We start from the raw sequence: 13,685 nt of genomic DNA, 5'->3' as shown, positions 1-13,685 counted from the left end.
CCCGTAACCATAGCCCATACCACCAATGCCCACTCCCCACCGCTTTCTTCCACGGTATTCCGGCGAACAGCTGGAGGCCAAGCAAATCGCAGGCCTCAACTGGACCCTGAAACACGCCTTCAACGGCAACCCGGCCTACCGCCGCAAGCTTACAGGCGCCGGATACGAGCCCGGCATGACGCTGGACCTTCAGGACCTGGCCAACCTGCCCTTCACCACCGTGGACGACCTGCGCGAAGGCTATCCCCTACCGCTCCTAAGCGTTCCCGAGGACCAGGTGGTGCGCGTCCACGCCTCAAGCGGCACAACCGGCAAGCGCAAGGTGCTGGCCTACACCCAGGCCGACATCGACACCTGGAAGCACATGTTCTCCCGCTGCTACGAACTGGCCGGGCTTACCACCCTGGATCGGGTGCAGATCGCCGTGGGCTACGGCCTCTGGACCGCCGGGGCCGGATTCCAGCTGGGCTGCGAACACTTCGGGGCCATGGCCGTGCCCGTGGGGCCCGGCAACATGGAAATCCACCTGCAGCTTCTGGAAGACGTCAAATCCACGGTGCTCTGCTCCACCGCCTCAATGGCCCTGCTCATGGCCGAGGAGGTGCAGAAGCGCCACTTGAAGGGAAAGATCGCGCTCAAGAAGGCCATCTTCGGCGCCGAATCCCACTCCCCGAAGATGCGTGCCCGCTTCCAGGACATGCTGGGGCTTACCGAAAGCTTCGACATCGTGGGCATGACCGAGCTCTACGGGCCGGGTACCGGCCTGGAATGCCAAGCGCACGAGGGGGTCCACTACTGGGCGGACCTGTACATCCTGGAGATTCTCGATCCGGAGACGCTAAAGCCTGTGGCCCCGGGCGAGATTGGCGAAATGGTGGTCACCACCTTGTGCAAAGAGGCCGCCCCGCTCATACGCTACCGCACCCGCGACCTCACCCGGCTCATTCCCGGGGAATGTTCCTGCGGGGTCAGCCTGCCACGGCACGACAAGATTCTCGGCCGCTCAGACGACATGTTCATCTTCAGGGGCGTGAACATCTATCCCGGCCAGATCGCCTCGGTGATCGAACACTTCAGGGAGCTGGGCAGCGAGTTCCGCATCCACCTGTTCAGAAAGGCGGGCAAGGACCAGATGCTTTTGCAGGTGGAGCGCCGCCCGGAGACGGACCCGGCCTACGACCAGAACCTTTCGGAAGCGGTCAGCGAGGAGCTCAGAAAGCAGGTGATGGTTCGGGCCTGGGTTGAGGTGATGGGCCAGGGCGAACTGCCCCGCAGCTTCGCCAAGACCAAGCGGGTGGTGGACGACCGGGAGGCCGGAGAGCAGGGAGAGAAAGGTTAACTCTCCTCTTTGAGCTGCGTCGCCTCCCACGCTTCCACGTAATACATGCTGGTGCCCGGATTCTTGGACCAGGCGCTGGTGTCGTCCCATCGCCTCTCCACCGGCCAGCTGCTCTTGAGCGCCAGGGCTTCGTCTATGGAGTCCGCCTGCACCAGGTCCTCCTGGGAATACGACAGATTCATGTTTGGTCCGCATAGATACCGTATCGAATAGGTGTTCATCGCTTTACCCACTTCTTGGCTGTTCATCCGCGCCAGCAGATTGGCGCCTGCCATTCCCAAATCCAAATTTCGCGGTGTTGTCACGGAGGCAGCCTTTGTCGGCCATTTAGACTTAGCCTCCAGCCCCTTCCTATCGCCCTGTTTGGGCGGCGGCCCTCATGGACCGCCGCCCGCCGTGCATGAGACGAAGAGGGCGAGTCTTCGTTTCTCCTAACCGTGAGCGCCCGGGAAGAGGACGTCGCTCACGAAGTACAGCACCACCAGCAGCGTGACACCTATGCCCAGGCTCCACTTCACGAGGCTTATCTCGGTGTCGTTTAGGGGCTCGTACTCCATCTTCTTGATTTCTTCCGCGAACTTGAGATCCTTTATCTGTTCCATAACGAAACTCCTTGCTGTTTAGGCCAGAGGCGGCTTCACGCCGTGGAAGAAGAGCCAGGAAATGAACAGCCCGACCCAGATGATGAACCCGAACAGGCAGACCACGTACACCGTCGCCAGCCTGCCGATGCCCTCCTCCATCAGCTTCTTGAAGTTGGACACGCAACCGATGGAGAAGAAGGTGAGCAAAAAGAACATCACTCGGAAGGAGTTCAGGGGGCCCGTCATGCTCTTGCCGATCTTCATGCCTTCGGGAGAGGTTGTGCACATGATCAAAAGAATCGCAAAGGTCAGGATGTAGCCCAGCACGAAACGCGGGAAACGGGCCCACACCTCGCTGAACTGCATTCTTTTGCCAGGGGTGCATTCGAACTTGGTGCACCAGATGTAGGCCAAGAGGAAAGACCAGACCCCGATGAACACGTCGATGAATATCTTCACTGTGGTGGTAACCATCACCACCCAGCCTTCCTGATACTTGATGCCGTACTCATTGAGCGCCTTGGCCCTGATGAGGGCGTCGGTGATGGCTCCGCTGGCAATGGCCCCGCCGTCGGACTTGACGGCAAGCCCCATCCAACCGCCGGCCACCATGGGTTCGCTGGTCAGCCACCACTGGGCGATAAAGGGGAGGATGACCATCTCCACGCAGGTGAACACAACCACCAGCGAAGAGACCATTATGGGAACCACGGGCCGGGCACGAATGGCGCCGCCGGTGGCGATGGCCGCGGACACGCCGCAGATCGAGATGCCCGAAGCCAGGGGAGCGGCCCATTCACGGCTGAATTTGAAGTATTTGCGGGACACGTAGTAGACCACGGCCCAATAGATCAGATAGGCCTCGACGATGGCGCACAGCCCCCGGAAGATGATCGAGGAGGCCAGGCCCATCGCGTCCGCGGCTTTGACACCCAGTTCCGATCCCATGATCACGATGGCGATCTTGACGAACATTTCCGGACGCAGCGAGGCTTTGAGCTTGTCCGCGAACCCGGGAGTGAAGTTACCCACGAATATACCAGCCAGCAGGGCGATGATGTATCCGGCTTCACCCGTCAGACCGAGTGACCAGGGGATATTGAATTTCTTCAAGGCGTCCGGCGTGGCCGCGATCTGGGCGTAGTTCCCGACCGCGTAGCACGCATAAGCCACGAAGAAGACCACTGTGAACGCCTTGGCGAATTCTTTTACGTCGGCCCCGAGCAGCTTTATCCCCACGCATAAACCGGCTGTAATCACTACGTATGTTACGAATAGTGAAGCCAATCCTGGAAGAAGCGTGGCATAGGCCTTTGAAGATGCGCTGAATATTTTTCCAGGCGCAATCCAAACGTTGGTTTTGAGAACCCATCCTAGCAAATCCAGTCCAAACACGTTCATCATTGAGAGAATAAAAATAGTTGCCCCCAACAGGAGCGCTACTTTGTCCTCAGAAAAACCAGCTTTTTGGCTCATACTACCTCCTTTATGCGCATCTGTTTCCTCGCGTTACTGAAAATAATTAAATGTTTTACATAAGACTTCTGGATTCCAATCTTCCTTTCCAACAATTCACCAGAGCACGTTTCGAACAATGCATTTGAAATGCGTTCTCTCCTACTCCAACCAATCAAGTATGATGCCAACCCTAGTTTACGACTAACTCGCTGAAATTAAATACTTTTTATCAACAAGCACTGCATTTGGTGTTTCTCTGCACATCCACTCCGCTAACGTCTGTTAGCACCAGCCAAATGCCTTAACAGTAGGGAAATTGCCCACCTGCAGGAAACAACCGTCGAGAAAGGGAATGGATTTGGAAGCGCGCCAGCACCATGGACGTCGCGGTACCGGCGTGCTCTACAGGGATTTATTCTTGAGGATCGAGACAGCTGACGGGCGAACCATCATGGGAAGAGGTGTTGCGCACCTTCACAGTGAAGCGTCTGCTGCCGCATTCCGGCAGGGCGGTTCACAGGCAAACCGGGACGGAGTTTTGCACCTGGGCGCCAGGCAAGCCAGGCGGGATGTTCTATTTTGAAGCAGGCTGAGGTGGGGAGACGTCTTTCACCAGTTCCCCGGCAAAGCGCAAGGCGTCGGCGTTAAGTGCGGATGCGGTGTTGGCCGGAAGCTTCAGCTCGTCCAGGATGTCTTCCACAGCCCTCCAGTCGGCATGCTCCATATCCTGGGCGAGGTTCAAAAGCTCGCCGGCCTGGCCCTGTCCGCCCTTGAGGGCCTCGGCCAGTTCAGGGGTCAAGGGCAGCCCTTTCAACACTTCCTCCATGGGCTGGCCCAGGAGCGAATCCAGCAGGGAAAAAAGCCCCAAAACAAACAGGGAGTCGGGCTTGGCTGGGGGATGGAGCAGGAGCCTGCCCAAAAGTTCCAGGAACTTCGCACGCCTGACGGACATGAACACAAGTTCCTTGCCCTTGGGCGAAGGGTTCAAGTCCGACATGAGAACCGCCTGAAGCCATTTGGCCAGATTGCGCTGGCCAAGAACCATCATGGCCTGGCGAATGGAATCTATTGCGTCGAGCCTGCCAAAGGACGCGGAGTTTATGTAGCGCAGGAGTCTGTACGAGAGCGACAGATCCGACTCAATGATCTTGGATACCACGCCAGGATCGAAGTCTTCGTCGGCAAGCTCCTTGAGAAGCTTCAACTTGGACATTTCCGAGCTGGACATCTTCCTTCCTGTGACCACCTCGGGGCGCTGGAAGAAAAAGCCCTGAAACAGATCGAACCCCAGGGCCTGGGTCTTCTGGTGCATGGCCTCGTTCTCGACCTTCTCGGCCAAAAGCATTCGCTTGGCTCCACGGAGCCTTGCGACAAGACCGGGCAGTTCCCCAGGAGGAGTGCCCAGCACATCCACCTTGATGATGTCGGCCAATTCAAGGAATGGAGCATGCTCCGGCTGGCCGACGAAGTCGTCCAGGGCCAATGTGTAGCCTGCGGATTTGAGCTTATTAAGCGCTTGCAGAATCTCTGGGGTGGGGTCGACCGTTTCCAGTATCTCGATGATGCAGCTTTCAGACGGCAAGGCGAAGCCGTACCCGCCCAGGAGAAGATCCATGGGGAAGTTGACCAGCGTTTTTTCCGTGGGAGAAAGACCGGAGCGGCCAAGAACCACCCCGTCCGCGATGACCTTGGCTGTGGCGATGGCGCCGTCGGAGAACGAGGCGTCACCCGCGCCCGCGGCATGGCGATAGAGCAGTTCGTAGCCCCACACCTTCATCTTCAGGTCGAAGATGGGTTGGCGCGCCACGAACACCTTTTCCAGGAGCTCTTCGCCTTTGGCCTCGTCAGGGGATTCCATCCGGTCTCCGTTACCATTTTTGTGGAACACTTGACCAGAAATCAGCCCTAATTAGGGAGAAATGTCAAATCGACTTTCAGGGCATAAGCGGGGCAAGGGCAAGCCCCTCATCCATATCCAGACCCAGCATCAGGTTGGCGCAAGCCAACGCCTGGCCAGAGGCTCCCCGGCAGAGGTTGTCTATGGCCGAACACACCACCAGCCTGTCGGTGCGCGGGTCCACCACCAGGCCTATGTCGCAGAACATGGAGCCCCTCACGAAGCGCGTCTCCGGCAGCTTGCCTGAGGGCAGCACCCGCACCCAGCGATGTTCGCGGTAGTGCTGCTCATAGATGGCCCGGACCCCTTCCTGGGTAACGGCGCCTTTGAGCTTGGCGTAGATGGTGGAGAGGATGCCACGGTCGATGGGCAGGATGTGCGGATTAAACGACACCGTCATTTCCCGGCCGGCCACGAAGCCCAGCTCCTGCTCTATCTCCGGGGTGTGGCGGTGCGTTCCCAGGCCGTATGCCCGGAAGGTGTCGTGGATCTCGCAGAACAGCGTGGCCACGCCAGGCTTGCGCCCGGCACCGGAAGCGCCGGACTTGGAGTCGCAGACGATATCCTCGGGATCGATGAGCCCGGCCGCAAGCGCGGGCCAAAGCCCCAGGATGACGGAGGTGGGGTAGCAGCCCGGGTTGGCGATGAGCCGCGCCCCGGCGATCTTGTCGGCGTAGCGTTCCGGCAGGCCGTAGACCGCCTCTTCGATAAGCGCCGGATGACGATGCTCCAGGCCGTACCACTGGGCGTACACGCTGGGATCGTGCAGGCGAAAGTCAGCCGAAAGGTCCACCACTTTGAGTCCCGCTGCCAAAAGTTCAGCTGCGGTATCCATGGCCGCGCCGTGGGGAACGGCCAGAAAAACGAGCTGGCAGGCCGAGGCCAGATCCTTGGGGTCGGGCTCGGTGAGTGTGAGCTTGCCCAGGCGCGTTCCCTGCACGAAAGGATAAATATCGGCCAGGGATTTGCCCGCGTCCGTGCGCGAGGTCGCCCGCACCAGATCGAAGGACGGATGCATGGCCAGAAGCCTGGCCAGTTCCATGCCGGTATAGCCGGTTACACCCACCAGCCCTACGGGGATCCTGGACATCGAACCCTCCTCGAAACGAAATAAACGTACGGCTAAGCCCGTACCTCCCGATAGCCAATAAGAGGTCCGCCCAGGTCGTACTCTTTGAGCGTGACCAAACCTGTTTTCGCCGTGAGATTAACCGTTCCGGCGGACAAAAAGCATGCGCAAATGCCCGAGGATATCAGACAACTGCTTGGCCTCATCGTCAGCCAGATTGCCCGTGGTCTTCTCCTGCAGCATGGCCAAAGTGTCGATAGTATGCTTGGCCAGGGGCAAGTTGGACACGACCTGCCCGGATTCCGGCTCGGGCATTTCGCCCATGTGCACCATGGCCGCCGAGGCCAGGGAGTAAATGAACGTGATGAACTCCACCTTGGGCAGGCACCTGCCGGCGTAGTCGTCCTGTCCGTCCGGGCAAGAACCGCACTTTGTATCCTGGTTCATGGGAACTCTCCTCCAAATACTCTAGATGGCCGGGGGACCGGACTGCATGGCCTGGGCGTAAGCGTTCATGGCTTTATCCAGGACGTCCGGGCATCCCACGTACCCGCCCGATGCCGTAAAGGCCGCCTTGAAGGCTGCCAGCCCGGCCAGAACATCACCAAAATCCACATGGCCCATGTGACCCAGGCGGACCACCTGGTCCTTCATGTGGCCTTGGCCCGCAGCCAATACCACACCATAATCATTGGCAGCGGCTTTGACCACGGCCGAACCGTCCACTCCAAGCGGCATCCGGATGGACGTAAGCCCCCAGGTGAAATGGTCCTTGGCCAAAAGGTCGAGCCCCATGGCCGATGCCCCGGCTCGGGCCATCATGGTCATGGCCCACTGCTTGCGGAACACGTTGTCCAGGCCGAACTGCTGAAAGAGTTTCACGCTCTCGCTAAGCCCGACCAGAAGGCCCACAGAAGAGGTGAACATGGTCTGGTTCTTGGAGATCTTCTCGCGCTCGCCCAGCAGCTGGAAATAAAAGTTGGAGGGCTTCACCTTGGCGCACTTGGCCCAGGCTTTGTCCGAGCAGGCGATGAAGGCCAGGCCCGGAGGCAGCATGAGTCCCTTTTGCGAACCGGTGAGCAGGCAGTCCAGGCCCCAGTCGTCCATTGGGCAGGGCGAGATGCCCACGGCGGAGATTCCGTCCACTACCAGCAGCACGTCACGGTCTTTGGTAACCTGGCCAAGCTCCTTCACGGGATGGAGCACGCCAGTAGACGTTTCCGAAGCCTGCACGCAGACACCGACGATGGAAGGATCAGCGTCCAGGGCGGCTTTCACGGCCTGCGGGTCCACGGCCTGGCCCCACTCCACCGGCAGGCGGACGGCTTTCTGGCCGTGCATGTCGCAGATTTCGCCCCAGCGTTCGCCGAACTTCCCGCCGTCAATGTAGAGCACTTTTTCGCCAGGGGCGAACAGGTTCGAAATGGCGGCGGTCATGGCGCCGGTGCCGGAGCAGGACAGGGGCATGACTTCCTGCGTGGTCTGGAAGAGATATCTGAGCCCGGCCCGCACCTCCTGCACAATGGGCAGGAACGCCGGCTTGCGGTGATGGATCATGTCCCTGGCCATGGCCAGGCGCACTTCCTCGGGAAGCGGCGTGGGGCCGGGGGTAAGAAGCCTCATCTTGTTCAACATGACTTGGGTCCTCGCTGGGCCGGTTTTACACAAAAGCCCTCCGGAGCGCATCCGCTTTATGCAAGTGGTCTGAAAAAGGCTTTTTTTATACACAACCGGGACCGGTTCCTGTATAGACACCACTGAAACCCTCTCCCGGAGGAGACATGACAACGAAAATCATCGCCACGCTGGGCCCGGCCTCCATGTCCCGGGACTCCATCAAGGCGCTCGCCCTGGCAGGGGCCAGCATTTTCCGGCTGAACTTCTCGCACTCGGTGGCCGCTGACTTCGAACCGGTGATCAAGAGCATCCGCGACGTCGAGTCTGAAATAGGCAGGCCTCTCACCGCCTTGGGCGACCTGTGCGGCCCCAAAACCCGCATCGGCGAGATCGCCAACGCGCCCCGGCAGATCCACAAGGGCGAAATCCTCCGCCTTGGCCTGCCAGAGGAAAACCCTGGCTCGGGCGACGAGGAATGCTTCGTTCCTTTGGACGTGCCAGGGCTTCTGGCCGGGCTTCAGCCCGGCATGCCCGTGAATCTTTCGGACGGCATGCTCCAGTTCACGGTTACCCGTACGATTAAAAGCGACCGGCTCTTCGAGATGGAGGCCCTGAACGCCGGGGTGCTCTCCTCGCGCAAGGGAATCGCCTTTCCCGGAAAGCATCACGCCCTGCCCGCCCTCACGGACAAGGACATCAAGGACCTGCACGAAGGCCTGGAGATCGGGCTCAACTCCGTGGCCATCTCCTTTGTGCAGAATGCGGACGACATCCGCCACATCAAGGGCGAGATAAAAAAACACGACGTCTGGGTGCCGGTGATAGCCAAGCTGGAACGCCAGAACGCCGTGGACCGCCTGGAAGAGATCGTGGCCCTCACCGACGTGGTCATGGTGGCCCGAGGCGACCTGGGCACGGAATGCCCCATCGCCATGCTGCCCATCATCCAGAAGAGGATCATAAGGGCCTGCCGCCACGCCCAGAAGCCGGCCATCGTGGCCACCCAGATGCTTCTCTCCATGGTCAAGAACCCCATCCCCACCCGGGCCGAAGCCACGGACGTGGCCAACGCCATCCTGGACGGGGCGGACTGCGTCATGCTTTCCGAGGAATCCGCCGTGGGAGACTTCCCGGTGCAGGCCGTGGAGTACATGCGCGAAATCTCCGACAACGCCGTGAACTACTACCTGGAGCGCATCCAGGGGCCGTACGCTCCGAAGAAGGAAGTGAACCCGGCCAAATACCTGGCCTACGCCGCCTGCATCCTGGCGGACAACGCCGAGTCCAAGGCTTTGGTGAGCCATTCTCTCTCCGGCGCCACGGCCAGGCTCTTGTCCTCGCGCCGCCCGAAACAGCCCATCTATGCGCTCACCCCGGACGAACGGGTGGTTCACCACATGAACTTCGTGTGGGGCGCTCACCCCAGGCAAATCGCCGCCACCAACGAAAGCCACATGAAGCGCGCCGAGAAGTTCGTGGCCGAATGCCCGGATTTTTCGCCCGGTGAATCCGTGGTCATCACTGCCGGGCAGCCCACTCCCGGACAGAAGGAACGCTTCACCAACCAGATCAAACTCTATTACAAATGAGGATCGTCGGAGACAGTCGCCAGGCGCTTTGGGCGCGCTGATGCGCCTTATTTGGCTGGATCAGGCATGGTTCGGGTGTTTTGCCCGAACCAAAGGATTTTGAGCCTTCCCGGTGCATCATCCGGCAATCCCGGTTGCTGACTTCTCCCACCTCCTCCCATGAAAAAATGGATATCCCCCTTCTTGAGCAGCGGGCCATCGAGGCCAGCATCTTCAAGGCCCTGTACCAGGCCCTGAAGGAGAAGAACGGCCGCAAGGCCGCCCTGGAGACCGTGGAGACCGCCGCCAGGTCCATGGCCGTGCAGGCCGGACTCAGCTTCGCGGCCAAGGCTCCGGACGGCCCGAGCTTCGAGCACTTCAAGACAGTCTTGGACATGTGGCGCGGCAGCGGCGCCCTGGACATAGAGGACGTCCGCTCCGGCAAGGACGAACTCACCTTCACGGTCACGCGGTGCGGCTATGTGGAGAAGTACCGTGAGATGGGGCTGCCGGAGGAACTGGCCGGGCTCATTTCCTGCTGCCGCGACGAACCTTTCGCCCAGGCCTACAGCAACCGCATCTTCATGGAGAGGCCCGAAACCATAGGTTCCGGCGCGGATTGCTGCCGGTTCCGCTTCACCTGGAAAGACTGATGCCCATGATGCACGGACGCATTTTGCTTTGTCTCTTTCATCCGGAGGATTTGTGATGTCTGGCCGCGCCGTGATTTTCGATCTGGACGGGACCCTGCTCGACACCCTGGACGATCTGGCCGACGCTGGGAACACAGTCCTGGCCGCGCTTGGCTACCCAACGCACCCGGTGGCCAGCTACAGGCAGTTCGTGGGGGACGGCGTGGCCAACCTGGTGCGGCGCGCCCTGCCGGGGAACGCACAGCACGACTTCGAGCGGGCGCTCACGCTCATGCGCGAACAATACGCCATCCACTGGAAGATCAAGAGCCGCCCCTACCCTGGGATTCCTGAGATGCTGGACGGCCTGGTTGAGAAAAAGATTCCACTGTGCGTGCTCTCCAACAAGCCCGACCGATTCTGCCAGCTTACCATGGAACACTTTTTCGGGCGCTGGCCCTGGGCCGTGGTGATGGGCGAAACCGACGAGTTCCCGCGAAAGCCCGACCCGACGGGGGCGCTGGCCATTGCTGAGCGCCTGGGGATCGCGCCCGGAGAATTTCTATTTTTGGGCGATTCGCCCATGGACGTGAAGTGCGCGCTCAGCGCGGGCATGAACCCGGTGGGAGCCACCTGGGGGTTTCGGGCCAAGGACACCCTTGAGGAGGTCGGCGGGAAGGTGTTTATCGACAGGCCCGAGGAGCTTCTTTCTCTGATCGCACGGCCCTGAGCTCAATCATTCTCCCAGAAAGTCGAGGTTTTCCCCAACCCGCAACATGGCCCGCACCCGGGAGAACTCCCCTTCCATGTCCGCCAGCCGTGCAAGCAGCGTTTCTTCCTCGCCTGTGCGGGTCTGAACCATCTTCACCGCCCCGTGCTCGAACACCAGCCGCCTGTCCGCGGACAGGGCCAGCACCGGGTCGTGGGTGGCGATGACGATTATCTTGTCGCTGGCCAGCAGAAGGTCCAGTGCCCGGCGCTTGTCCACCCCCGCGTTCTCTATCTCGTCGATCAACAGCACAGGCGACCAGCTGAGGAGCGCCGTGTCCGCTATCATGAGGGCCCGGGACTGCCCTCCCGAGAGTTGCGTGAGCTGAACCTTTGGGCCGAAGGGCTCTCCGGCCAGCTTGTTGGCCGCCAGAAGCACCCGCTCGGCCGCGTCCTCGGGATCGGCCACTTCGCGGCTCCTGGCGTGCAGGAGCACGAAATCCAACACCCCGACATCCAGCACGAAATTCATGTTCTGGGTCAGCTGGGCCACCAGCCTGCCCTGCAAGGCGAAGCGCTCGTCCGAGTCCGGCACGCGCCCGTCAAGCTTGAGCGTCCGGCCCGTGGGCGTGTCTCCGCAGGCCAGGGACTCGATGTCGGACAGAAAGCGGCTCTTGCCCGATCCGGTCGGGCCAAGAAGCGCCGTGATCTCACCGGGCCTGAAGGCTATGTCCTGGATCTCCGGCCTGCCGGACTTGTCCCGCCCGGCGGTGAGGGTCAAGCTGGTGGGCGCGCAGGTTCGAGCTTCAACCTTTCCTGTTTCCGCCTCATCCCCTGTTTCCGCGCCAGCCAGGCCGCGCTTGGCCGACATGTTCCGCACCCAGGCCGCGCCCGACACTCCTGGGTCGGCTGCCGATCCCTCAGGCAAGGTCGCGATGATTTCCTCAGCCCGCATGCACTCCTCCGAATCTGGCCTTCTTCACGTTGCCCTTCTGGTAGCGTGAGCCGATGCGCGTCTCGCTCAGGCAGTAGGAACAGACAGCGGCGGGCATGGAAAACCTGAGCTTCATGTCCGTCACCGTGGCGATGTCCGGAGCCCTGGCCACGATGGCCGCCAGTTCCGCACAGCCCTGGCCGGTGAGCCCGTTCACGTGGCGTATCACCGCCCGCTTGTTCATCTGGCGGATGCGGTAGCGGTACACCTCACGCTCGGCCTGGGACACCAAGTCCCCCTTGGTGACCACCACCATGTCCGCCATGCGCAGCATGGGCCCGATCTTTTCCGGGGCGTCTATGCCCATGAGATTGTCGATGACGCACACGGCCAGCGCCCCTCGGATATGCGGGGAGCAGCGGTTGCATAGCCCAGCCGTTTCGATGACCCCGACCCCGGCCCCGGTTTCCGATGCCCAGGCAAAAGCTTCTTCCAGATTGGTGGCGAAAAAGTGGTCCGGACAGAGCCCCCCGGAAAAGGCCACGGAAACCGGCACTCCGGCCTCGCGATAGAGCTCTCCGTCCCGGCTCTGCAAGCAGTCGAACTTGACCACGGCGCAGGACTGCCCCTGTTCCATGAGCACTCCGCAGGCCTTGGCCACCACGGAGGTCTTGCCGCAGGAGGGCGGCCCGGCCACTGTGACCAGCCTCACAAACCCTTCCTCACCATGGACCGGAACAGCACGTTCAGCTTGTCGCGCAGCTCGCTCACGTCGTTCTGCTCTATGAAGTCCCAGCCCACCCACTTGAGCGATGCCTCAGGCGGCAGTTTGGAGGCAATTGAACCGTCCATGGGAGAGAACCACCCGGCGCTCTCTATCGCAGCGAAGCCGCTCCCGAAGAATCCGGCCAGTGCGGCCAGGCGCTCACGCTGATTTTTTTTGGCCAGCAGATAGAGCGGGCTGGCCGCTGCCCCGTCCCTGGGCCAGATCACCTTGATGTGCTCGGGCTGTCTCGTGCTCTCGGCGAAAAAGGCCGGGATCACGTAGACCGCGCCGGCGTCCTGGTCGCTCGATCCGGCGGACTTGACCATGGAGGACGAATGCATGAGCCCCTTGCTGTTGGCGGCCAGCGCCTCCAGGCCCGCCATGCCGAAATCCTTGTAGAGGTTCAGCACCACGGCGTCGGCCATGTCGTCCCCGTCCCCGCACATGACCACCTCGCCCTTGTAGCGTGGATGGAGGATGTCCTCCCAGGCGCGCGGCTCGGGCAGTCCGCCAAGGCGCCTGGTGTCCACCATGAACACGTAGGGGGTAACCCCGTAGACGGTGTAGGCCCCGCGCGGGTCGATGAGCCCGGCCCTGTGATGCAGCGGGTTGACCACGGCCGGGAGAACAGATTCGAACACACCAGATAGGACGTGATTCTCCACGAACTCCTTGCGCCAGAAGTCCCCGAAGCCGATGGAGCCTATCATGCCTGGAAGTTTATCCGGGTCTGTCTGACGGTAGATGGGGTCGTACGGGTCGATGGAGGTGCAGCCCATGGGGATGTGGGCGGTAACGGATTGGCCGCTTGCGGCGTAGCCGGCTATGATGGCGTCGATGGCATCCTTCACCACAAGCTTCACCGGGCACGGCGCGTAGAGGAGCAAATCAACCGGCTTTTCGGGAAGCGCCGGAACCTCGTCCTCTTCGCCCATACGGCGGATGGAGAGCATCAGGTCGTCGAGAGCTTTCATGGTCTTCCTTTGCGGCTCAGTGTTAACGCGCTTCGAACGCTGGACACTTCATATATGTAAGCTTCCCTCACATATTTGAAGACCCTAAGGATTCGTCATCCCCGCCGTATCAGGTTTTACGGGCTCATCTGCTCTTGAC

The 13,685-nt window shown here is 60.9% G+C and carries 14 protein-coding genes; 4 read left to right on the top strand and 10 right to left on the bottom strand.

What is annotated here, in order from left to right:
* Window positions 1-25 precede the first annotated feature (25 nt).
* The gene (locus HY795_00265) at window positions 26-1,339 is read left to right on the top strand and encodes a phenylacetate--CoA ligase (GenBank protein ID MBI4803651.1); all 1,314 of its coding nucleotides are present in this window, start codon (window positions 26-28) and stop codon (window positions 1,337-1,339) included.
* Here the strand turns inward: HY795_00265 and HY795_00260 are convergent.
* The 7 genes from HY795_00260 to HY795_00230 form a co-directional block, all read right to left on the bottom strand.
* A complete protein-coding gene (locus HY795_00260; GenBank protein ID MBI4803650.1) occupies window positions 1,336-1,560 on the bottom strand; it encodes a hypothetical protein in 225 nt (74 codons plus the stop codon). The two genes, HY795_00265 and HY795_00260, sit on opposite strands and share 4 nt — an antisense overlap.
* Window positions 1,561-1,770: 210 nt before the next feature.
* Window positions 1,771-1,941, bottom strand: a complete 171-nt coding sequence (locus HY795_00255) for a hypothetical protein (GenBank protein MBI4803649.1) — start codon at window positions 1,939-1,941, stop codon at window positions 1,771-1,773.
* A gap of 18 nt (window positions 1,942-1,959) precedes the next feature.
* A complete protein-coding gene (locus tag HY795_00250; protein MBI4803648.1) occupies window positions 1,960-3,399 on the bottom strand; it encodes a putative sulfate exporter family transporter in 1,440 nt (479 codons plus the stop codon).
* 556 nt (window positions 3,400-3,955) lie between these two features.
* Window positions 3,956-5,239, bottom strand: coding sequence for an HDOD domain-containing protein (locus HY795_00245; GenBank protein MBI4803647.1), 1,284 nt, complete (start codon window positions 5,237-5,239; stop codon window positions 3,956-3,958).
* Window positions 5,240-5,315: 76 nt separating this feature from the next.
* Window positions 5,316-6,368 carry an N-acetyl-gamma-glutamyl-phosphate reductase gene (locus HY795_00240; GenBank protein ID MBI4803646.1) on the bottom strand — a complete coding sequence of 351 codons (1,053 nt, stop codon included), beginning with the start codon at window positions 6,366-6,368 and terminating at the stop codon, window positions 5,316-5,318.
* 117 nt (window positions 6,369-6,485) lie between these two features.
* Complete coding sequence (locus HY795_00235; protein MBI4803645.1) at window positions 6,486-6,794, bottom strand: DUF1844 domain-containing protein; 309 nt, start codon at window positions 6,792-6,794, stop codon at window positions 6,486-6,488.
* A 21-nt stretch (window positions 6,795-6,815) separates the two neighbouring features.
* Window positions 6,816-7,982, bottom strand: a complete 1,167-nt coding sequence (locus HY795_00230) for an alanine--glyoxylate aminotransferase family protein (protein MBI4803644.1) — start codon at window positions 7,980-7,982, stop codon at window positions 6,816-6,818.
* A gap of 146 nt (window positions 7,983-8,128) precedes the next feature.
* Between HY795_00230 and pyk the strand changes: the two genes are divergently transcribed.
* The 3 genes from pyk (at window position 8,129) to HY795_00215 (ending at window position 10,894) form a co-directional block, all read left to right on the top strand.
* Complete coding sequence (pyk, locus tag HY795_00225) at window positions 8,129-9,553, top strand: pyruvate kinase (GenBank protein ID MBI4803643.1); 1,425 nt, start codon at window positions 8,129-8,131, stop codon at window positions 9,551-9,553.
* A gap of 167 nt (window positions 9,554-9,720) precedes the next feature.
* Window positions 9,721-10,185, top strand: a complete 465-nt coding sequence (locus HY795_00220) for an L-2-amino-thiazoline-4-carboxylic acid hydrolase (GenBank protein ID MBI4803642.1) — start codon at window positions 9,721-9,723, stop codon at window positions 10,183-10,185.
* A 55-nt stretch (window positions 10,186-10,240) separates the two neighbouring features.
* A complete protein-coding gene (locus HY795_00215) occupies window positions 10,241-10,894 on the top strand; it encodes an HAD family hydrolase (protein ID MBI4803641.1) in 654 nt (217 codons plus the stop codon).
* A 6-nt stretch (window positions 10,895-10,900) separates the two neighbouring features.
* Here HY795_00215 and HY795_00210 read toward each other — a convergent pair whose 3' ends face one another.
* From HY795_00210 to HY795_00200, 3 genes are all read right to left on the bottom strand, one after another.
* Window positions 10,901-11,743: an ATP-binding cassette domain-containing protein gene (locus HY795_00210; GenBank protein MBI4803640.1), complete on the bottom strand. Its 843-nt coding sequence runs from the start codon at window positions 11,741-11,743 to the stop codon at window positions 10,901-10,903.
* A 73-nt stretch (window positions 11,744-11,816) separates the two neighbouring features.
* Window positions 11,817-12,518 carry a hypothetical protein gene (locus HY795_00205; protein ID MBI4803639.1) on the bottom strand — a complete coding sequence of 234 codons (702 nt, stop codon included), beginning with the start codon at window positions 12,516-12,518 and terminating at the stop codon, window positions 11,817-11,819.
* Window positions 12,515-13,546, bottom strand: coding sequence for an ABC transporter substrate-binding protein (locus HY795_00200; protein MBI4803638.1), 1,032 nt, complete (start codon window positions 13,544-13,546; stop codon window positions 12,515-12,517). The genes HY795_00205 and HY795_00200 overlap by 4 nt, the downstream gene beginning before the upstream one ends.
* Window positions 13,547-13,685 lie beyond the last annotated feature (139 nt).

Origin of the sequence: Desulfovibrio sp. (assembly GCA_016208105.1) — a bacterium.
GTDB lineage: Bacteria > Desulfobacterota > Desulfovibrionia > Desulfovibrionales > Desulfovibrionaceae > Fundidesulfovibrio.
The sequence above is the reverse complement of the archived record's forward strand: the minus strand, read 5'-3'. Positions and strand labels throughout refer to the sequence as shown.